This window comes from Dactylosporangium sp. CA-139066, from assembly GCF_050936175.1.
Classification (GTDB): domain Bacteria; phylum Actinomycetota; class Actinomycetes; order Mycobacteriales; family Micromonosporaceae; genus Dactylosporangium.
In genome coordinates this window covers 4,051,857-4,071,603 of the sequence record NZ_JBNJNH010000001.1, presented here as the reverse complement: position 1 = coordinate 4,071,603, position 19,747 = coordinate 4,051,857, and the positions used below count along the sequence as shown (strand labels likewise).

Here is a 19,747-nt window from a genome sequence, read left to right as displayed (position 1 = left end):
TCCATCCGTACTACGCTCGCCTGCCATGGACGACCTCGAGTCGATCGCCGACCGTGAGGGTCACGTGGGCGGCATCGAGTCGATGGTTCGCGACTGGCAGTTCATCGCCGACAACCTGCCGGCCAACTGGCCCGAGGTCTTCGCCGCCCTGCGCTAACCGCTATGGTGCATCAATGCATCGACCCGGACGACCGGAAGACCTCGAACACCCCGATCGGCTGTGGGCCCGGGCGGCCACGCTCACCACCATCGCCGCCGCGGGAGGCCCCGGCGGGTTCCGGGTCGGTTCGACCGGCCTGCACTACTGGTCCCCCGGCGGCGCCTACTGGTGGCAGCTCACGCTCGCCCCGGCCGGTGAGGCCGTCCTGAGCGGTCAGGACTCCGACGCGAGCCACACGCACCTGCAGCCCCGACCGCTGGATCTCCTTGCCGGCCTGCCGGATCGGCTGATCTGGGACGAGCTGCGCCGCGATCATCGGGACTTCGTGCTCGGCTACGCGTACTGGTTCGTCGACGGCGCATGGCACCGCGTTCCGTATCCGGACCGGGTCAAGGACGATGGGCTGGCCTTCTCGGCCAAGTACCTCGCCGGCGACTCCGGCATCCCGACCGCGCTGGCCGAACAGGTCGAGTGGGACGAGTGGGACGAGGACGAGGACGCGGATCTCGACGCGGCCGGCGATGCCGTCGCCGCGGCCGCGGCCGCGTTCCTGGCCAGGGCCCACGCGCGCACGGTCGACGCCGCTGCGGTGGCGGAGCTGGTCGACGCCCTGGCCCCGGGCCGGCCGCCGGACGGACGATCCATCACCGACTACGCGGACGCGGCACTGCGAGCCGCGACGCACCTGGGCCTCACCGGCACCCAGCGGCCGCCGATGCTCGGTGACGGGTCGGCGACGCAGAAGTTCTGAGCGCGGTCACTCGTTGCGGGCCGTCTCCGGGCCGGTGACCCGCTCGAGCAGCGGCAGGGTCGAGGCGATGATGGCCAGCGACGCGGCCAGGCCCAGCCCCGCCGGCACGTAGTACGACCAGCCGGGCGGGCTCAGCGTGTACCCCATCTGGGCCCGCAGGAACAGCTGGGCGGCCCCGAATCCGGTGGCGGTGGCCAGGGCCGCGGCCGCGAGCAGCGGGACCGCCGACTCCAGGCCGACCACGCGGCGCAGCATCCGCAGCGGTACCCCGGTCAGCCGCAACAGGCTGAACGGGCGCTTGCGGTCGGCGATGCCCGCGGCGACGCTCACGGCCAGGCTGCAGCCCGCGATCGGCAGGCTGAACAGCATGATGACGTCGGCCAGGCGCTGGAACAGCCGCAGCTGGGTGCGCGAGTTGTTGCCGTAGTCGACGTCGGTGCCCGGCGGCACCTCGAAGTCGGGGAACGCGACCTCGAGCGCGGTCCGGGCCCGCTCGTGGGCCGCGGTCGTGCCGTCGAAGCCGACGACGAGCGTGTCGACCTTCATCGACGCGGCCTGCGCGGCGGTGACCGGGGACGAGGCCCAGACGGTCGCCGCGCCGGCGCCGGTGCGGACGCGGTCGAAGCCGACGAGGTTGTTCCAGATCTGGGCGTACTCGGCGCCGGGTGCGCACCGGCCGTACTGCGGGATCGTCGCGAGATCGGCGCACGCCACGATGCTGGAAGGGTCGTTGGGGCCGTTGTCGGGGTTGTCGTGCAGTACCACCGCGAAGGTGACGCCCTCGATGTGCCGCAGCCGGTCGGGTAGGCCGTCGGGGACGGTGCCGCCGTCGCCGCCGAACTGCTGCAGCAGGGTCACCGAGGCCAGGTTGCCGTAGCGGATGCCGCGCTCGTTGACGATCGTGGTGATGACGCCGGTGGCCACGCTGACCACGAACAGGCCGAGCATCACGCCGCTGATGGCGCGGAACGCGGCCTGTGGGTTGTCGGCGAGGCGGCGGGCGGCGACGAGGGTGGGCAGCCGGCGGGCGCGGCGGGCCATCAGGCGGGCGCCGACCATGGTGATCCACGGGCCGGCGATGACCAGGCCGATCATGATGAGCAGGAACCCCGGCAGGAAGGCGGCGGTCTGGCCGTTGGAGGTTTCCGGTGTACGGCCGATGAAGTACGCCAGCTCCAGCAGCCCGGCGACCACGGGGATCAGCCGCCAGGCCCGTGGCGGCTTGGGCGTGACGCGGCGGGCGACGCCGAGCGGTGAGATGCGCACCCGGCGCATGGCGAGCCGGGCGGCGACCACGGCGGCGACGGGCACGCCGAGCGCGACGAGCACGGCGGCGGGCCAGCCCGGGGCGAGGTCGTCGGCGTAGAAGCGCTCGGTGCTCAGCGGTACCGCCGCCATCCCCGCCCGCAGCGCCGGGAACAGCGCGAAGCCGGCGACGGTGCCGGCCACGGCGGCGGCCGCGGCCTCGACGGCGGCGAGCCGCGTGACCTGCCGCGGCGTCGCGCCGACCAGGCGCATGGCGGCGAAGCGCTGCTCGCGCCGCGTGGCGGAGAGGCGGGTCGCGGTGCCGATGAAGATGAGGACCGGAAAGAGCAGGCCGCCGGCGACGACGGACAGGACGAGGTCCAGGGCGGCGGTCGAGATCTTCGGGGCGGCCGTCGACACCGAGGTGATCTCGTGGGCACCCCGGAGCGCGCCGGCCTCGGCCGGGGTGCGGCCGACGACGGCGACGAGGGAGTCCGGCGACGGCACGGCCGAGTCGGCGATGATGCCGGCCTCGCGGCCGGGGAAGCGGGCGCCGAGCTGGTCGGCCGGGTGGGCGGCGATGAGGTCGTGCAGGGCCCGGGAGACGTAGTACTGCCCGGGGTCGGGCAGCCGCGGGATGCCGGGCACGGTGGGCGGGTTGGCGCCGGTGACGCCGACCTCGACCCGCTCGATGGCGCGGCCGTCGAAGAAGTCCCAGCGGGCGGCCCACACGACGGGGTCGGCGGGGGGCGCGCCCGCGGCCGGCTCGCCGCGCACCCATCCGCCGCGGCCGGTCTGTGCGTCGAGGGCGCGCACGCCGGCGATGGTGCACAGCAGCAGCCCGACGCCGAGCGCGACGGCGGCGGCGAGGATGACGAAGCGGACGAGGGCCTCGCGGCCGGTGGCGACGGCGAGGCGCAGACCGAGGCGGATCATGCGGTCACCATACACCGCGGATATACACCGCGTATATACGCCGGGTTTATATCTTCACTTTGGCCGCTATACTCAGTATGCTACCGAGCATGATATCGAGTGAGGTGACGCCGTGAGCATCCGGCACGCGCTGTTGGCGCTGCTTAGCGAGGGTCCCAAGTACGGGCTGCAGCTGCGCGAGGAGTTCGAGGAGCGCACCGGCGAGGTGTGGCCGCTCAACGTCGGGCAGGTCTACACGACGCTGCAGCGGCTGGAGCGCGACGGGCTCGTCGAGTCCGACGACGACGCCGACCCGGGGCCGCAGAAGGGGTTCCGGATCACCGCCGACGGCGCCGAGGAGCTCGCCGGGTGGCTGCGCACGCCGCCGGACCTCGCCTCACCGCCGCGGGACGAGCTGGTCATCAAGATCCTCGTTGCGGTACGGCTGCCGGGCGTCGACGTGCACGAGGTCATCCAGGCGCACCGGCGCTACCTCGTGGAGCTCATGCAGCAGTGGACCCGCCTCAAGGAGGAGGAGGCCGACCTTGACCTCGGCCTCGCGCTCGTGGTCGACGCCGAGCTCTTCCGCCTCGACTCGGTCGTGCGCTGGCTGGACACCGCCGACGGCCGGCTCAAGCGGGCCGCCCTCGAGCCGCCCGCCCCGGCCCGGGCGCCGGCCCCGCAGATCCGCCGCCGGACGGGGGTGCGCCGATGAGCGGGGTGCTGCAGCTGCGCGGGGTCGGCAAGACCTACCTCGACGGCGCCGACGAGGTGCACGCGCTGCGCGACGTCGACCTCACCGTCGAGGCGGGCAAGATGGTCGCCGTCATGGGCCCCAGCGGCTCGGGCAAGAGCACGCTGCTCACCATCGCCGGGGCCCTCGAGACGCCGACCGCCGGCGAGGTGCTCGTCGCCGGCCAGGCCCTGTCCACCATGTCCCGCGACGACCGGGCCCGGCTGCGCCGGCGCGCCATCGGCTACGTCTTCCAGGACTTCAACCTGCTGCCCGGCCTCACCGCCGCCGAGAACGTGGCCCTGCCGCTCGAGCTCGACGGCATGAGCGCCGGCAAGGCCCGCGCCGCCGGGCTGCGGGCGCTTTCCGACCTCGGCCTCGCCGACCGCGCCGCGCGCTTCCCCGACCAGCTCTCCGGCGGCGAACGCCAGCGGGTGGCGATCGCCCGGGCCATCGTCGGCGACCGCCGGCTGCTGCTGGCCGACGAGCCCACCGGCGCCCTGGACTCGGCCAACGGCGAGGCCGTCATGCGCATGATCCTCGCCGCCTGCAAGCACGGCGTCGCCGCCGTCGTCGTCACCCACGACGCGCAGCTCGCCTCCTGGGCCGACCGCGTGCTGTTCATCCGCGACGGCCAGGTCGTGGACCGCACCGCCCCGCGCCCCGGCCCGGACTCCCTGCTGACCGAAGAGGCCGCCCGATGAGCGTCGCCGTGCAGGACCCGCCCCTGGCGCTGGGCACCGGCAACGGCGGCATGCCCGCCCGCCGCGCCGTCGTGCGCTGGGCGTGGCGGCTGTTCCGCCGCGAGTGGCGCCAGCAGTCGATCGTGCTCGCGCTGCTGCTGGTCGCCGTCGCGACCACCGCCGTCGGGCTCGCCGTCGCCGCCAACGCCCCGTCCGAGGCCGCGGTGTTCGGCACCGCCGACCACATCGTCACGCTGGGCAGCACCGGCGCGCCGGCCGACGCCGACCTCGCCCAGCTGCGCGGCGCCTTCGGCACCGTCGAGGTCATCGAGCACGCCAAGAAGGTCCCGGTGCCGGGCACCGCCACCGGGGTCGACCTGCGCGCCCAGGACCCGCACGGGCCGTACGGCCACGTGATGCTGCGCCTCGACGAGGGCCGCTGGCCGCAGGGCCCGGCCGAGATCGCCGTCACCGGCCGGGTGGCGACCCTCGCCGGCCTGCACCTCGGCGGCACCTGGGACGCCGGCGGCCGGACGCGGACCGTGGTCGGCATCGTGGAGAACCCGCTCAACCTCACCGAGGCGTTCGCCCTCGTCGCGCCCGGCCAGCTCGGCGCGGTCGACCGCATCGACACGCTCCTGCGCGCATCGCAGGCCCAGTTCGTCGCGAAGCCCCGCCCCAACGGCAGCAGCAGCCAGCGCCGCGGCCAGGACGGGGACCCCGCCGGCACCCTCGTGCTCACGCTGGCCACGATCGGGCTGGTGTTCGTCGGGCTGCTGTCGGTCGCCGGATTCAACGTCATGGCCCAGCGGCGGCTGCGCGCGCTCGGCATGCTCGGCGCCATCGGCGCCAGCCATCGGCACGTCCGCCTCGTCCTGCTCGCCAACGGCCTCGTCATCGGCGGCGCCGGCGCGCTCGCCGGCGCCGCCACCGGGATCGTGGGCTGGATCGCGCTCGGCCCGGCGCTCGAGCCGCTGCTCGGGCACCGCATCGACCGGTTCACCCTGCCCTGGGCGCCGCTGCTGCTCACCGTCGCGCTGGCCACCGTGACCGCCGTCGCCGCCGCCTGGTGGCCGGCCCGCACAGCCGCCCGCGTGCCCGTCGTCGCCGCCCTCTCCGCGCGGCCCGCCCCGCCCCGCCCGGCGCACCGCTTCGCCGCGATCGGCGCGGTGCTGCTCGCCGCCGGGCTGACGTTGCTGTACCTCGCCCAGCAGGCGAAGCCGCCGTACATCCTCGGCGGGGTGCTCGCCACGGCGGTCGCGGTGCTCCTGCTCGCCCCGGTCGGCGTGGCCACCATCGGCCGCCTCGCCCGCCATGCTCCCCTGGCCACCCGGCTCGCCATGCGCGACCTGGCCCGCTACCGGGCCCGCTCCGGCGCCGCGCTGGCCGCGATCGCCCTCGCCATCGGCATCGCCGCCACGGTCGCGCTCGGCGCCGCCGTCTTCGTGGCCAGGAACGCCGCGCCCACCGGCGGCGCCCTGCCCGCCGACCAGCTGATCGTCTGGGTGTCCCGGGAGCGGATGAGCGGGCCGGTGCCGGTGGTCACCGACGCGCAGCTGGCCGACCTGCGCAAGCGGGCCGACGCAATCGCCGCCGACCTGCACGGCGCCGCCGTAGTGCCGCTGGTCGGCGTCGTCGACCCCGACGCACCGCTCGAGCGCGACTCCGGCGGCCGCCCGCCGGCCGTGCTGGCCGTGCCGCACGCGTCCGGCCCGGGCGAGCCCGGCGGCGTGATGTACAACGACAACGACATGGTCCCGTTCTACGTCGCCACCCCCGAGCTGCTCGCCCACTACGGCATCGACCCGGCGAGCGTCCACGCCGACACCGACCTGCTCACGCCCCGGGCCAGCCTCGCCGGCTTCGACACCGTCCTGGGCCGCAACACCCGCTGGCAGCCGGTCCTGCAGCACGTGTCGCTGCCCGACTACAAATCGCTGCCCAACGTCCTCATCACCCAGCGGGGCATGGACAAGCTGCACGTGACGGCGATGCCGGCCGGCTGGCTCATCGACGCGCCCGGCAAGCTCACCGCGGCCGACATCGACCGGGCGCAGGGCGCCGCGGCCGCCGCCGGCCTCTTCGTCGAGTCCCGCCCGACCGGCGCCGACCAGACCCGCCTGGCCGCGCAGTTCACCGCGGCCGGCATCGCCGTCGCCCTCGGCGTGCTCGCCATGACGGTCGGGCTCATCCGCAGCGAGACCGCCCGCGACCTGCGCACCCTCGCCGCGGCCGGCGCCCGCCGCCGCACCCGCCGGGCCCTGACCGCCGCGACCGCCGGCTCCCTCGCCCTGGCCGGGGCGGTGATCGGCACGGGGTGCACCTACCTGGCGGTGCTGGCCTGGTACCACAAGGAGCTGCACTGGCTGGCCCACCCGCCGCTGCTCAACCTGGCGGCCATCCTGGTCGGGCTGCCGATCGTCGCCTACCTCGGCGGCTGGCTGCTCACCGGAAGGGAGGCCCGGTCGATCGCCCGTCAGCCGCTGGAATGATGCCTGGCCGCCGGCCGCGGACCACGCCTCAGCCCGCCCGGAATCAGGCGACGCTGAGCCAGATCAGGCTGGCCAGGCCGGCGACCACGCTGTACACCGCAAACGGGGTCAGGGTGCGGGTCTCGAAGTACCGCGTCAGGAACCGCACCGACAGGTATGCCGCGACGCCCGACGCGAGGCTGCCGGCCAGCACCTGCCCGCGGATGCCGTCGCCGAGCGACCCGAACAGGTCCGGGATCTTCAGCACCCCAGCGGCGAGGATCACGGGCGTGGCGAGCAGGAACGAGAAGCGCGCCGCGTCCTCGTGCGCCAGGCCCTTCATCAGCCCCGCCCCCAGCGTGACGCCGGACCGGCTGATGCCCGGCAGCAGCGCGAGGATCTGCGCCGAGCCCACGAGCGTCGCCCCGCCGAGCGTGTCGGCCGCGATCCGCCGGTCCGACGCCACCGCGGGATCCGTCTGCGGTACGTCCACCGCCGCCGCCCGCCGCCGCAGCCGTTCGGCGCCGTACAACAGGATCCCGTTGACGGTGAGGAAGATCGCCGCCGGGACCGGCCGCCCGAGCACGGTGCGAAACGTGTGCTCCAGCAGCAGTCCGGTCACGCCGACCGGGATGGTCGCCAGCACGATCATCCACGCCAGCCGCTCGTCCGGGTGCTGGATCCGCCGGTACCGCACCGAGGTCACGAACCCCGTGATGATGCGCAGCCAGTCGCGCCAGAAGAACACCACCAGCGCGAGCGCCGTCGCCACGTGCAGCCCCACGACGAACGCCAGATACGGCGACTCCGGCGTCGACACGTTCAGGTCGCGGGCCCAGCGCCCGCCGATCAGCGCCGGCAGCAGCACGCTGTGCCCCAGGCTGGAGACCGGAAACAGCTCGGTGACGCCCTGCAGGAGGCCGACGACGATCGCCTCGGGATAGGTCAGGTGGTTCACGCGGGCACCGTAGTTCGCGAAAACTGAGAATTCGCCTTGCCGCGAAGCCACATCGAGCCGGACGTCTACGCAAGCCAGCGGACCGACTCGGTGACGGTGCGCCAGGTGTCGACGTTGTCGGAGCCGTGGGGCGCGGCCAGCGTCACGGTCAGCAGCGCCGAAGGCGCGCGCCAGTACTCGTAGCGCTCCACGTCGTCGTTGACCACCTGGCCGCCGGCCGCGTCGGGCGGCGCGTCGGCGCGGTACGTGACGAGCAGCACCTGCCCCGCCGGCCGCTCGATCACCGACACGGTGGGGTCGGCGAACCCGCGTGTCTTGCCCCGCAGCGCCTCCAGCTCGTCCTCCCCGCCGGAGACATTCGGGGCCGCACTGGCGGTGCCGAGGTCGACGGTGATCGTGTCACGCTGGTCGGTGAACGTGACGGAGGCACCGGCCTCGGCCCGCGCCCACCCCGGCGGCACGCTGATCGCGTACTCGCCGCCGGCCGGGCGGTACTCGACGAACGCCTGGGCGGCGGACGCGGCACCGGGGTCCGCGGCGCCGCCGTTGCCGCAGCCGGCGAGCACGAAGGCGGCGGCCACCGCGCACAGCCGGATGCTCCGCATGCCCGCCACCGTAGCGGCGCCCCGCTGAAAGGCCGCTGAACGTCAAGCCTCCCGGGTCGGGTCGGTCGCCATCAGGGCCTTGCGATCGAGCTTGCCGAACCCGGTCCGGGGGAGAGCTGCATCGGCGTCGGCCAGGCCCTCGCCGTGGTCCTCGAGAACGTGGTCTGCGAACGGAGAACGCGCCCGTCTCCCGGCGAGGCCGGACAGCCTCGCCGAGACCGGGCGCGCCGGGACTACCGTGCGTTGAGGGGCATCGAGACCGGGGTGATCGGGGCGGGCAGGCGTCCGCCGTCGCCCAGGTACTGGTTGACCGCCGCGGCGGCCGAGCGGCCCTCCGCGATCGCCCAGACGATCAGCGACGGTCCACGGCGGGCGTCGCCGGCCACGAAGACGCCCGGCGCCTCGGTCTGCCAGTCTTTGCCCGCGTCGATCGTGCCGCGCGCGTTGCGGGTGAGGTTCGCCTGGGCCAGGTGCGGTCCGGGCTGCGTACCGGCGAATCCGATCGCCAGCAGCGCCAGGTCGGCCGGCACCTCGCGAACCGTGCCCTCGACCTCGCTCAGCGTGAATCCGGGGCCGACGAGGACGTCCACCAGCTCGACCGCGCGCAGCTTCCCCTGGTCGTCGCCGATGAAACGGCGCACCGCGCAGCCGAAGTTGCGCTCGCCGCCCTCCTCGTGCGCCGAACCGCTGCGCAGCATCGTCGGCCAGGTCGGCCAGGGATCGCGGCTGCCGTCCCGCTTCGGCGGAGGCAGCGGCGCCACCTCCACCAACCGCACGCTGGCCGCACCCTGCCGGTGCGCGGTGCCGAGGCAGTCCGCGGCCGTGTCGCCACCGCCCACGACGATGACGTTCAGGCCGGCCGCGTCGATCGGCGGCGCGTCCAGCGAGCCGGCGACGACCCGGTTCCCGCCCTCCAGGTACACCATCGCCTGGTGAATACCGTCGAGCTCGCGACCGGGAGTGGTCGGCACGTCGCGCGGGTCGAGGGCGCCGCAGGCCAGGACGACGGCGTCGTGCCGCTCCCGCAGCTCGGCGAGCGAGACGTCGACGCCGACCTCACAGCCGGTGACGAACTGCACTCCCTCGGCGGCGAGCTGAGCGGCCCGCCGGTCGATGTGGAACTTCTCGAGCTTGAAGTCCGGAATGCCGTACCGGAGCAGGCCACCGACGGCGTCGCTGCGCTCGTACACGGTCGTCGCGTGCCCGGCCCGGGCCAGCTGCTGCGCGGCGGCCAGACCGGCCGGCCCGGAACCGACCACGGCCACGCTGCGGCCGGAGGGCGTCGCGCCCGTGAAGGGCTTGAGCGGCCGGTCATCGGTAAGCCGGTTGATGATCTCGACCTCGACCTGCTTGATCGTGACCGGGTCGTCGCCGATGCCCAGGACGCAGGCCGCCTCGCACGGTGCCGGGCAGAGCCGCCCGGTGAACTCGGGGAAATTGTTCGTGGCGTGCAGCGTCTCCGCGGCGCGCTCCCAGTCGCCGACGCGCACCAGGTCGTTCCAGTCCGGGATCAGGTTGCCCAGCGGGCAGCCGTTGTGGCAGTACGGGACGCCGCAGTTCATGCACCGGCTGGACTGCTCGTGGATCACCTGGGCGTCGACGCGCTGGTACACGTCGCGCCAGTCGGCGACCCGCTCGGCCACCGGACGCAGCAGTGGCAGCTGCCGGCGGTACTTCATGAATCCCGTCGGATCAGGCATGTCTGGCCTCCGTTGCCTGGCGGTGCACCCGGATCGCGATGGGACAACGTTGGCCCAAAATGTGAGACGGCCGTCCCACGGCCGTGCATGGCACCCTAACCGAACCACCTGGGGGTCTCACAAGGTCCAAAATCGCCAAGTGCGCCACACCCGCCACCGCAGGTCCCGGCGACAACGGGCCATCGGCCGCCTGGCGTAGCGACAACCGCCAGGAGATGACGCGCTACAGCAGCGTGCCCAGACCGTAGACACGCGCCGCATTGCCGCCGAAGAGCTGGTCGAACTCGGCCTGGCTCAGGGCGGGCAGCGCCGCCGTCAGGGCCTCCAGCATCGCCTCGTAGGAGCCGGCGAGCAGGCAGACGGGCCAGTCGGAGCCGAAGAGCAGGCGCCGGGGCGCGAACCAGTCCACGACGCGCTCGACGAACGGGCGCAGGTCGGCCGGCGTCCACGCCGCCCAGTCGGCCTCGGTGATCATCCCGGACAGCTTGACCGACACGTTCGGCTCGGCGGCGAGCGCCGGCATGGCCCGCACCCAGGCCTCGTCGCGGCCGTCGGCGATGCGCGGCTTCGCGATGTGGTCGAGCACGAACGGCAGCCCGGGCAGGCGTCGCACCGCCTCCGTCGCCGCCGGGAGCTCCCGGGCCCGCACCAGCAGGTCGTAGGCGAGCCCTCGCTGCTGCACGGCGGCCAGGCCGCGCAGCACGTCGTCGCGGCGCAGCCAGTCCGGGTCCGGCTCGTCGTGGACCTGGTGGCGCACGCCGACCAGCCAGCGGCCGGTCGGGCCGTCGAGCAGCTCGTCGAGGTCGTCGCCGACGGCCGGGGAGGTCAGGTCGACCCAGCCCACGACGCCGCGCACGACGTCGGTCCCGTCGGCCACCGCCAGGAACTCGCGGGTCTCGGCGAGGCTGGACAGCGTCTGCACGAGGACGGTCGCGTCGATGCCGGCCGCGCCGAGGGCCGGCCGCAGGTCGTCCGGTCCGAACGCGCGGCGCATGGGGTCCATGGCCGGCCCCGCCATCCAGGGATAGGTGTACCGGGCCGGGTCCCAGAAATGGTGGTGAGCGTCGATGCGGTGCAACCGGTGCCTCCTGATGACTGCCGGACCGGCCGCAGCATAGTCGGTGCTGCGGCCGGTCGATGCGCTACACGAGCAGGTCGAACGATTCCCACGGGCCGACGGCGGTGCGGTTGGCGATCAGCGGCTGGGCGCCGGCCGACTCCGCGGCCACGAGCCGGCCGTTGATGCGGGCGCGCAGGCTGATGCTGCCGTCGGGGTTGTAGACGATGTCGAACGACTGGCCCGGTCCGATCGCGGTGGCGGTGGCGATCAGTGACGAGGCGCCGCCGTTCGGCGCGTCGACGTAGCGGTTGTTGACGCGGGCACGCAGGCTCACGCTCCCGTCGGCGTTGTCGATAAGGTCGAACGTCTCCCAGCCGTCGACGACCGGCCGGTTGGCGATCAGCGGCTGCGCGCCGGCCGACTCGGCGGTGACGATCCGGCCGTTGGCGTGGGCGCGCAGGCCCACCGGCGAGCCGAAGAGGAGCCACCGCTGGTTGCTCCCGCCGCCGCACGCCCACAGCCGCAGGTTCTGCGGGTTCGCCGGGTCGGCGTCGAGGCACAGCCGCGAGTCGACCCCGCGGATCGTGCCGTCGGAGAAGAAGCGCCACTGCTGGTTGGCGTTGCCCAGGCAGTCGTGGATGACCACGCGCGTGCCGTTGGTCTTGCCGAACCCGAAGGCGTCCAGACACTTGCTGCCGTTGTACACCGTGATCGTCCCGTTGGCCTGCCGGGTCCACCGCTGGTTGTTCGCGTTCTGGCAGGCCCGTACCTGGAGCTGGACGTCGTTGGCGGTCGACGAGCCGGGCACGTCGAGACACGCGTTGAGGCCGGCGTTGCGCAGCTCGGTGGTGCCCGAGCCGAGGCCGCCCCAGGAGTACTCGAGCCGGTCGACGGCGGTCGGGTTGGGCGTCCACAGCGGCACGTTGCCCAGGCCGCCGCCGAAGGCGGTGCCCAGCCGCTGGATGTTGAGCGTGTCGTGGTCCGGCGTGGTGGTACGCCCGCCGATGACGTGGCACCAGATCGTGCCGAGGTGGTACTGGCGGGCGACGTCGGTGATGGCCCGCAGGTACGCGACCTCCTTGTCGGTCGTGCCGCTGGGCGTGGCGTTGAAGTCGACGCCGGTGTCCGCCGACGCGCCGAACTCCTCGATGACGGTGCGCGAGGAGCAGTTGCCCATGAGGCTCGTGATGTCGCTGACCCACTGCGCGTACGTCCGCGAGCCATACGGGAAGGCGTAGCGGTGCATGGCGAGGTACACCCCGTTGAACCGGGCGTCGTTGCACAGTGGCCGCAGGTCGCTGCCCCAGCCGCCGCCGTCGAGCTGGGCGCCCTCGATGAAAAGCCGGTCGTTCGTCAGGCCGGCCCCGTTCATGCGGGTGATCCAGGCGGCGGCGAAGTCCAGCCACTGGGTCGTGTTGAAGCCGATGGGCTCGTTGATCGGGTCGAAGTAGATCAGCGGGTTGGCGCGGTACCGGGCGGCGAGGGTGTCCCACATCTGGTTCCAGGCCGGCAGCAGGCTCCCGGGGACCATGTTGGTGCCGTCCTGCGACCAGTAGCAGAGGATGACCTTGAAGCCGCGGGCGGTGGCGGCGTCGATGACCCCGTTGTAGGTGTTCCAGCTGGTGGTGGCGGGGTTGATCGGCAGGCGGACGGTGTTGGCGCCCAGGCCGGTGGCGAACGCGGCGAACATGGCGTCGGCCTTGCTGCGGGCGGCGTTGTAGTCGTCGCTCGCCGACAGCCCCTGCAGGACGAGCCGATCGGGGCTGAAGTTGTCGCCGAGGCGCGACCAGTGCACGCCGTGGAACTGGCTGGGGTCGAGCGGCGCGGCGGCGGCGGCCGGGGCGGCGGCGGTCACCACCGCCAGCACGGCGGAGGCGAGGGCGGTGAGCACGGCGGCGGCGAAGCTCAGCAGCCTCCGTTTGCGGCCATGTTTGGAAACGGCCATGGCTTTCCTTTCCGGTAAGGCGGTTTCAACCGGTCGGAAACGAAGCTAGCGACGTCGCCCTTAGGCGTCGATCGCGTCTTTCGGAATTGACCGATCTGTATGACGAATGCGTCCCCTCCACGACCCCACCCCATTGGCCGCGGCGGCGACGAATATGAATGCACCGGTGACCATCTGCTGATCGAAGCTCGGCAGCCCGAAAAGGCTCATCCCGTTGGCCAGGAATCCGAGGAACAGCACGCCGATGCCGGTGCGCAGCAGGGAGCCGCGCCCGCCGGTGAGGCGGGTGCCGCCCAGGACGACGGCGCCGACGATGTTGAGCAGCAGCGGGCCGCCCATGCCCGCGCCGGCCCCGGCCAGCCCGGAGGTGAGGACCAGGCCGGCGATCGCCGAGCAGAGCCCGGCGGCGGCGTAGACGGAGATCCGGATGCGGGCCACGTCGACGCCGCTGATGCGCGCGACCTCGGCGTTGGCCCCGACGTGCAGGACGCGGCGGCCCCACGCGGTTCGGGTGAGCGCGACCTGCGCGACGACGTACAGGGCAACGGCCAGCCAGACGGCGTACGGCACGCCGGCGGGGCCGTCGATGCTGAAGCGGATGAAGCCGACCGGCACCGGCGCGATCGTGCGGCCGTGGCTGAGCAGGGTGGTGGCGCCGCCGACGACGTACAGCGCGGCGAGCGTCACGGCGAAGGGCACCACGCCGAGCCGCGCGACGACGAGCCCGATCAGCGCGCCGATCAGGGTGCCCGACGCCAGGCCGGCGGCAACACCGGCCGCCAGGCTGCCGGTACCGACCAGGACCGCGGCGCCGGCCACTCCGCCGGCCCCGATGACGCTGCCCGTCGACAGGTCGATCCCGCCGGTGAGGATCACGAACGTGGCGCCGATCGCCGCGATGGCGACGACCGCCGACTGGCTCAGCACGTTGATCAGGTTCGACGGCGTGAGCAGGCCGTCGGTCGTGACGGCGAGGACCGCGACGAGGGCGAGCAGGGCCGGCAGCATCGCGAGGTCGGCGAGCCACCCGGGGCGGGCGCGGCCGCCCCGGGTGGCCGGGGCGGCGGCGGAGGGCTCCACGCCGGAGCCCTCCGTGCGGCCGGAGCCCTCCGTGCGGCCGGAGCCCTCCGTGCGGCCGGAGCCCTCCGTGCGGCCGGAGCCCTCCGTGCGGCCGGAGCCCTCCGTGCGGCCGGAGCCCTCCGTGCGGCCGGAGCCCTCCGTGCGGCCGGAGCCCTCCGTGCGGCCGGAGCCCTCCGTGCGGCCGGAGCCCTCCGTGCCGGTGACCTCAGGACGCACAGCCCCACACCTGCGCGCTGGTCGTGGCGTAGTTGGCCTGGTTGAGCGTGAGCCCCTTGGCCTGGACGCTCTTGGGCTCGACCGGCCGGCCACCCAGCGCCGCGGTGACCGCCGCGACGGACTGCCGGCCGAAGTCGTCGACGGGCGTGGCGATGTCGGCGTCGAGGGTCTTGGCCTGCATGGCCTTGCAGCCGTTCTGGTCGCCGTCGATGGTCACCAGGAAGACGTGCTTGGGGTCGCCGATGGGTGCGAGCCGGCCGGCCGCGGTCAGCGCCGACTGCACCGAGGGCAGCAGGAAGTCCGACGGCACGTAGATGGCGTTGATCGCGGGGTCCTTCTGCAGCGCGTTCGAGGTGCCGTCGAGGGCCTGCTCGGGCTTCCAGTCGGTCGGCACCTGGCTCGCGAGCGTGATGTTCGGCTGGCCGGTGACCGCGGCGTTGAACCCGTCGCGGCGGCCGATCGCGTTCTGGTCGGTGAGCCCGCCGACCAGCTCGAGCACCCGCAGCGGTGTGGTCTTCGCCGCGGCGACGAACTCGGCGGCGACCGCCTTGCCGTCGGCCACCGGGTCGCCGGTGATCTGGAAGGTGACGTTCTGCTGGTCGGCGACCGCGCGGTCGATGGCCAGGAACGGGACGTTGCGGGCCTTGGCGAGGCTGGCCGACGAGGCGATCTGCTGGCCGTCCTGCGCGATGACGATGACCGCGTCGACCTTCTTCGTCTGGATGAAGTCCTGGATCTGGGCGGCCTGCTTCTGGGCGTCCTGGTCGGCGACGGCGAACTCGACCGAATAGCCGGCCGCCTCGGCGGCCTTCTGGATCGAGCCCTTCTCCGCCTGGCGGATCGCGTTGAGCAGGTCGAAGCTCACCCCGATCGTGCGCTTCTTCCCGGCCGAACCGCCCGAGTCGGCGGTCGAGCCGCAGGCGGCGGGCAGCAGCGACGCGGCGGCGGCCACAACCACTGCCAGGCAACGGGCAATACGGAATCGTTTCACGGCAACTCCATTTCAAGGTGGCGGGAAGGGCGCCGGCGCATCCATCGGACGCCGGCGGCGAGGACGGCGGCGAGCAGCACGCCGCCGCGAACGATGTCGAAGGCGTACGGCGAGGCGCCGGAGAACACGAGGCCGGTCTGGACGGTGGTGAGCACGAGCGCACCCAGGACGGTGCCGGCGATGCTCCCCCGCCCGCCGAGCAGGGTGGTGCCGCCGAGGACCACGGCGGTGATGACGGTCAGCTCGTAGCCCTGTCCGATGGAGGGCTGCACGGCGCCGAGCCGGGCGGTCTGGGCCAGCGAGGCGATCGCGGCCAGCAGGCCGGCCACCGCGTAGGCACCGACGAGGACCCCGCGGGCCGGCAGACCGGCGTTGACGGCGGCGTCGGGGCTGGAGCCCACCGCCTGGACGTACCGCCCGAACGTCGTGCGGCCGAAGACGAACGCCGCGGCGAGCGCGACCGCGGCCGCGAGCAGGACCGGCCACGGTACGCCGAACAGGCTCGCCGTACCGATGCCGCGCAGGTGCACGGGCAGGTCGATGTTCTGCTGCCCGGTGACGTGGCCGCCCGCGCCGCGGAACACCTGCATGGTGGCGAGGGTGACGATCAGCGCGGGGACCCGGGTGTAGGCCACGGCGAGCCCGTTGACCAGGCCCATGCCGAGGCCGGCCAGGGCGACGACGGCGAAGACCGCGGCGGCGGGCCGGCCGGCGAGGGCCCCACCGGTCTCGATTGCCGCGGCGAGGAAGAGCATGGAACCGACGGACAGGTCGATCCCGCCGGTCATGATCACGTAGGTCATGCCGACGGCGGCGACGATCAGCGGGCTCGCCTGCACGGCGACGTTGCGGAGGCTGTCGACGGTGGCGAACTCGCGGTACACCAGCGACAACCCGCCCAGCAGCACGAGCAGCACCGGCAGCAGCGGCTCGCGCCGGACGGCCGCGACGAGGCGCCCGGCGGCGCCGGCCCGCGGGCTCACGCCGCGCCGCCGGTGGCCAGCCGGATCACGGCGTGCTGCGTCGCCGCGGACCGGTCCAGGATGCCGGCGAGGCGGCCGTCGTGCATGACGCCGACGCGGTGGCTGAGCCCCAGAACCTCCTCCATCTCCGAGCTGATGAGCAGGATCGACGTGCCCTCGCGGGCGAGGTCGACGAGGAGGCGGTAGATCTCGGCCTTGGCACCCACGTCGATGCCGCGGGTCGGCTCGTCGAGGATGATCAGGCGCGGCCGCCGGGCCAGCCACTTGGCCAGGACGACCTTCTGCTGGTTGCCGCCGCTGAGCGAGCCGCCGCCGGCGCCCAGGCCGCCGCGGGCGACCAGCCGGACGCGGCCGGCCAGGTCCTCGGTCAGGCGCCGCTCGCGGCCGCCGTCGAGCCAGCCGAGGCGGCGGGACCGGCAGACCGCGGGTAGGTCGACGATGGACAGGCTCTCGCGTATGGGCCGGTCCAGGAACAGCCCCTCGTGCCGGCGGTCCTCGGTGACGAACGCCAGGCCGGCGGCGATGCCGGCGCGGACGCTGCCGCGCCGCAGCGCCCGCCCGCCCACCTCGACCCGGCCGATCGCGCCGGCCAGGCCGAAGATCGCCCGCGCCACCTCGGTGCGGCCCGAGCCCATCAGGCCGGCCAGGCCGAAGATCTCGCCCTCGGCGATGTCGAACGAGACGCCGGCGACCCGGGCGCCGTCGCCCAGGTCGCGCACCGACAGCGCCGTCGCGGACCGGGGCGGCGCCGGGGCCGGGTAGCCCCGGGCGAGCTCCCGGCCCACCATGAGCGCCTCGAGCGCGGCCCGGCCGAGCTCGCCCGTGGGGCGGTCCGCCACGACCCGGCCGTCGCGCATGACCACGACGCGCTGGCTGAGCCGGGCGACCTCCTCCAGGTAGTGCGAGATGTAGAGCACGGCGACGCCGTCGGCGCGCAACTGCTCGACGATGCCCATGACCAGCTCGCGCTCGACGAGGTTCAGCGAGGCGGTCGGCTCGTCGAACACGATCGCTCGCGGCTCGCCGGCCAGCGCCTTGGCGATCTCCACCAGCTGCCGCTGCCCGGCCGACAGGTCGCGCACGACCGCCTCCGGGCCGAAGCCCGCCCCGACCCGGCGCAGCACCGGCGCGGCGGCCTGGCGCAGGCGGGCCGGACGGACCGTCGCGCGGCCAGGCTCGCGCAGGCGGTCGATGAACACGTTCTCGGCGACGGTGAGGTCCGGGAACAGGCTGGTCTCCTGGTGCACCGTGGCCACACCGGCGGCATGGCGAACGTGCCCGCTGTCGGGCCGCAGCGTCCCGCCGATGATGTTCTTGATGGTGGACTTGCCGGCGCCGTTCTCCCCGACCAGCGCGACGACCTCGCCGCCGGAGACGGTGAACGAGACGCGGTCCACGGCGGTGATGCCGCCGAAGGACTTCGACACGTCGCCGACCGCGATCGCCGGCTCGGACATCAATGCCTCCCGGGCAATATAGAAATGGCTGGAACCGGGCTCAAGGTGCCGCTGACGCTACGCCCGGCGATCATGCCGGTGAAGCGCATGTTTCGGCATGCGATCATCCGGAAATCGGATCGCCGCAGCATTCGCGATACGGATGGCGGCGTTTCGTTACTCACGCTTCGCGGCGGCCGCGCGGCAACCTATGGTCGACGGCATGACGCTGCCGATTCCAGCCGCCGAATCCGCGCCCGAAAGAATGCCTTCATGACCACGGCCGCGCCGGCCGACGTTGTGGAACCCCTGGTGCCACGCCCCGGCGTGGACGACGTCGGCCTCGTCCCGGCGGACGTCGGCCGCGGGACGCCGGTGCGCACCGCCGCCGGCGTGGTCGCCGCGGCCGACGACATCCCGGCGGGGCACAAGGTCGCCGTCCGGGCCGTCGCCGCGGGCGCGCCGGTGCGCAAGTACGGCGAGGTGATCGGCACGGCCCGGCGCGACATCCCGGCCGGCGCCCACGTCCACGTGCACAACCTCGGCGTCGGGCCGGACACCGGCGGCGGCGCCCCGCATCCGGCCGGCGCGGGCTGGCGGCCGCCGGCCGCTCCCACCCGCGAGCACTTCCTCGGCTACCGCCGCCCCGACGGCCGGGCGGCGACACGCAACTACATCGCGGTGCTGCCGACCGTCAACTGCTCGGCGACGGTCGCGCGCCTGGTCGCGCAGGCCGCCACGGCCGCGCACGCGGGGACGCCGGGCCTGGACGGCGTCATCGCGCTGACCCACGGCCTCGGCTGCGGGCTGGCCGAGGGCACATTGGGCGACGACCTTCTGCGAAGGACGCTGCGGGGGTACGCCGCGCACGCCAACGTCGCCGCGGTCCTCACCATCAGCCTCGGCTGCGAGGTCAACCAGCCGGAGCACGTCTTCGGCGGCGCGGTCCCGGCCGAGACACTCAGCATCCAGGAGCTGGGCGGGACGGCGGCCACCGTGAACGCCGCGCTGGAGCGCATCGCGCGGATCGCCGGCGACGTCGCGGCCCTGCGGCGCGAGCCGATCCCGGTCGCCGAGCTGACGCTCGGGCTGCAGTGCGGCGGCAGCGACGCGTACTCGGGCCTGACCGCCAACCCGACCCTCGGCGTCGCCGCCGACCTGCTCGTCGCGGCCGGCGGGCGGGTCGTGCTCGGCGAGACCCCGGAGATCTACGGCGCCGAGCACCTGCTGCGCGACCGGGCCGCCACACCCGGGGTCGCCCGGCACATCGACGAGCTCATCCGGTGGTGGCAGGAGTACACCGCGCGGCACGGGGCGGCGCTGGACAGCAACCCCTCCGCCGGGAACAAGGCCGGCGGCATCACCACGATCTGGGAGAAGTCGCTGGGCGCGGTCCTCAAGGCCGGCACCAGCCCGCTCAACGACGTGGTCGCCTACGCCGAGCCGGTCACCGCCGCCGGCCTGACGTTCATGGACACGCCCGGCTACGACCCGGTGTCGGCGACCGGCATGGTGGCCGGCGGGGCGAACCTGCTGGCGTTCACCACCGGGCGAGGATCGGTGTTCGGATCCCGGCCCACCCCATGCCTCAAGATCAGCACGACGTCGCGGCTGTTCGAGCACATGCGCGGCGACATGGACTTCGACGCCGGGCCCGCGATGTCGCGCGACGAGCAGGTCCGCCACGGTGTCCGGCTGTTCGAGGCCCTGGTCGACCTGGCCTCGGGTGCCCCGAGCAAGTCCGAGACGCTGGGCTTCGGCACCGACGAGATCGTGCCGTGGCAGATGGGGGCCGTCCTGTGAACACAGTTCCTT

The 19,747-nt window shown here is 73.8% G+C and carries 16 protein-coding genes; 6 read left to right on the top strand and 10 right to left on the bottom strand.

Going from position 1 to position 19,747, the window contains the following annotated elements; genetic code table 11:
• Nucleotides 1-25: 25 nt before the first annotated feature.
• Nucleotides 26-157 carry a hypothetical protein gene (locus tag ACQEVU_RS18580; RefSeq protein ID WP_433325098.1) on the top strand — a complete coding sequence of 44 codons (132 nt, stop codon included), beginning with the start codon at nucleotides 26-28 and terminating at the stop codon, nucleotides 155-157.
• 16 nt (nucleotides 158-173) lie between these two features.
• The gene (locus ACQEVU_RS18575) at nucleotides 174-911 is read left to right on the top strand and encodes a hypothetical protein (protein WP_433325096.1); all 738 of its coding nucleotides are present in this window, start codon (nucleotides 174-176) and stop codon (nucleotides 909-911) included.
• 6 nt (nucleotides 912-917) lie between these two features.
• Here the strand turns inward: ACQEVU_RS18575 and ACQEVU_RS18570 are convergent, their stop codons facing one another.
• Nucleotides 918-3,092, bottom strand: coding sequence for an ABC transporter permease (locus tag ACQEVU_RS18570; protein ID WP_433325094.1), 2,175 nt, complete (start codon nucleotides 3,090-3,092; stop codon nucleotides 918-920).
• A 112-nt stretch (nucleotides 3,093-3,204) separates the two neighbouring features.
• On the opposite strand from ACQEVU_RS18570, the gene ACQEVU_RS18565 reads away from it, so the two are divergent.
• Genes ACQEVU_RS18565 through ACQEVU_RS18555 form a run of 3 tightly spaced genes read left to right on the top strand, consistent with a single transcriptional unit; the run spans nucleotide 3,205 to nucleotide 6,979 of the window.
• The gene (locus ACQEVU_RS18565) at nucleotides 3,205-3,786 is read left to right on the top strand and encodes a PadR family transcriptional regulator (protein WP_433325092.1); all 582 of its coding nucleotides are present in this window, start codon (nucleotides 3,205-3,207) and stop codon (nucleotides 3,784-3,786) included.
• Nucleotides 3,783-4,508, top strand: a complete 726-nt coding sequence (locus ACQEVU_RS18560) for an ABC transporter ATP-binding protein (RefSeq protein ID WP_433325090.1) — start codon at nucleotides 3,783-3,785, stop codon at nucleotides 4,506-4,508. The genes ACQEVU_RS18565 and ACQEVU_RS18560 overlap by 4 nt, the downstream gene beginning before the upstream one ends.
• Complete coding sequence (locus ACQEVU_RS18555) at nucleotides 4,505-6,979, top strand: FtsX-like permease family protein (protein WP_433325088.1); 2,475 nt, start codon at nucleotides 4,505-4,507, stop codon at nucleotides 6,977-6,979. The genes ACQEVU_RS18560 and ACQEVU_RS18555 overlap by 4 nt, the downstream gene beginning before the upstream one ends.
• 43 nt (nucleotides 6,980-7,022) lie before the next feature.
• Here the strand turns inward: ACQEVU_RS18555 and ACQEVU_RS18550 are convergent, their stop codons facing one another.
• The 9 genes from ACQEVU_RS18550 to ACQEVU_RS18510 all read right to left on the bottom strand — a co-directional run bounded on the left by ACQEVU_RS18550 (nucleotide 7,023) and on the right by ACQEVU_RS18510 (nucleotide 17,953).
• On the bottom strand, nucleotides 7,023-7,916 hold the full coding sequence (locus ACQEVU_RS18550) for an undecaprenyl-diphosphate phosphatase (protein WP_433325086.1): 894 nt from the start codon (nucleotides 7,914-7,916) through the stop codon (nucleotides 7,023-7,025).
• Between the two features lie 65 nt (nucleotides 7,917-7,981).
• The gene (locus tag ACQEVU_RS18545; protein ID WP_433325084.1) at nucleotides 7,982-8,521 is read right to left on the bottom strand and encodes a hypothetical protein; all 540 of its coding nucleotides are present in this window, start codon (nucleotides 8,519-8,521) and stop codon (nucleotides 7,982-7,984) included.
• 233 nt (nucleotides 8,522-8,754) lie between these two features.
• Nucleotides 8,755-10,221, bottom strand: coding sequence for a glutamate synthase subunit beta (locus tag ACQEVU_RS18540; RefSeq protein WP_433325082.1), 1,467 nt, complete (start codon nucleotides 10,219-10,221; stop codon nucleotides 8,755-8,757).
• Between the two features lie 223 nt (nucleotides 10,222-10,444).
• On the bottom strand, nucleotides 10,445-11,299 hold the full coding sequence (locus ACQEVU_RS18535; RefSeq protein ID WP_433325080.1) for an amidohydrolase family protein: 855 nt from the start codon (nucleotides 11,297-11,299) through the stop codon (nucleotides 10,445-10,447).
• 64 nt (nucleotides 11,300-11,363) lie between these two features.
• Nucleotides 11,364-13,226 (bottom strand): RICIN domain-containing protein, encoded by a 1,863-nt coding sequence (locus ACQEVU_RS18530; protein WP_433325078.1) that lies wholly within the window; start codon nucleotides 13,224-13,226, stop codon nucleotides 11,364-11,366.
• Between the two features lie 60 nt (nucleotides 13,227-13,286).
• Complete coding sequence (locus ACQEVU_RS18525) at nucleotides 13,287-14,522, bottom strand: ABC transporter permease subunit (RefSeq protein ID WP_433325076.1); 1,236 nt, start codon at nucleotides 14,520-14,522, stop codon at nucleotides 13,287-13,289.
• Nucleotides 14,512-15,513, bottom strand: a complete 1,002-nt coding sequence (locus ACQEVU_RS18520; protein WP_433325074.1) for a sugar ABC transporter substrate-binding protein — start codon at nucleotides 15,511-15,513, stop codon at nucleotides 14,512-14,514. The genes ACQEVU_RS18525 and ACQEVU_RS18520 overlap by 11 nt, the downstream gene beginning before the upstream one ends.
• Nucleotides 15,510-16,496 (bottom strand): ABC transporter permease, encoded by a 987-nt coding sequence (locus ACQEVU_RS18515; protein ID WP_433325063.1) that lies wholly within the window; start codon nucleotides 16,494-16,496, stop codon nucleotides 15,510-15,512. Before ACQEVU_RS18515 ends, ACQEVU_RS18520 begins: the two co-directional genes overlap by 4 nt.
• Nucleotides 16,493-17,953 (bottom strand): sugar ABC transporter ATP-binding protein, encoded by a 1,461-nt coding sequence (locus ACQEVU_RS18510; protein WP_433325061.1) that lies wholly within the window; start codon nucleotides 17,951-17,953, stop codon nucleotides 16,493-16,495. The genes ACQEVU_RS18515 and ACQEVU_RS18510 overlap by 4 nt, the downstream gene beginning before the upstream one ends.
• A 252-nt stretch (nucleotides 17,954-18,205) precedes the next feature.
• Here ACQEVU_RS18510 and ACQEVU_RS18505 point away from each other — a divergent pair, with 252 nt between their 5' ends.
• The gene (locus tag ACQEVU_RS18505) at nucleotides 18,206-19,735 is read left to right on the top strand and encodes a UxaA family hydrolase (RefSeq protein ID WP_433325059.1); all 1,530 of its coding nucleotides are present in this window, start codon (nucleotides 18,206-18,208) and stop codon (nucleotides 19,733-19,735) included.
• The last annotated feature ends 12 nt before the right edge of the window (nucleotides 19,736-19,747 follow it).

Excerpts from the sequence above, each read along its gene's own strand:
- ACQEVU_RS18580 (WP_433325098.1), top strand. The coding sequence starts at position 26 with ATGGACGACCTCGAGTCGATCGCCGACCGTGAGGGTCACGTGGGCGGC.
- ACQEVU_RS18575 (WP_433325096.1), top strand. The coding sequence starts at position 174 with ATGCATCGACCCGGACGACCGGAAGACCTCGAACACCCCGATCGGCTG.
- ACQEVU_RS18570 (WP_433325094.1), bottom strand. The coding sequence starts at position 3,092 with ATGATCCGCCTCGGTCTGCGCCTCGCCGTCGCCACCGGCCGCGAGGCC.
- ACQEVU_RS18560 (WP_433325090.1), top strand. The coding sequence starts at position 3,783 with ATGAGCGGGGTGCTGCAGCTGCGCGGGGTCGGCAAGACCTACCTCGAC.
- ACQEVU_RS18555 (WP_433325088.1), top strand. The coding sequence starts at position 4,505 with ATGAGCGTCGCCGTGCAGGACCCGCCCCTGGCGCTGGGCACCGGCAAC.
- ACQEVU_RS18545 (WP_433325084.1), bottom strand. The coding sequence starts at position 8,521 with ATGCGGAGCATCCGGCTGTGCGCGGTGGCCGCCGCCTTCGTGCTCGCC.
- ACQEVU_RS18540 (WP_433325082.1), bottom strand. The coding sequence starts at position 10,221 with ATGCCTGATCCGACGGGATTCATGAAGTACCGCCGGCAGCTGCCACTG.
- ACQEVU_RS18530 (WP_433325078.1), bottom strand. The coding sequence starts at position 13,226 with ATGGCCGTTTCCAAACATGGCCGCAAACGGAGGCTGCTGAGCTTCGCC.
- ACQEVU_RS18510 (WP_433325061.1), bottom strand. The coding sequence starts at position 17,953 with ATGTCCGAGCCGGCGATCGCGGTCGGCGACGTGTCGAAGTCCTTCGGC.
- ACQEVU_RS18505 (WP_433325059.1), top strand. The coding sequence starts at position 18,206 with ATGACCACGGCCGCGCCGGCCGACGTTGTGGAACCCCTGGTGCCACGC.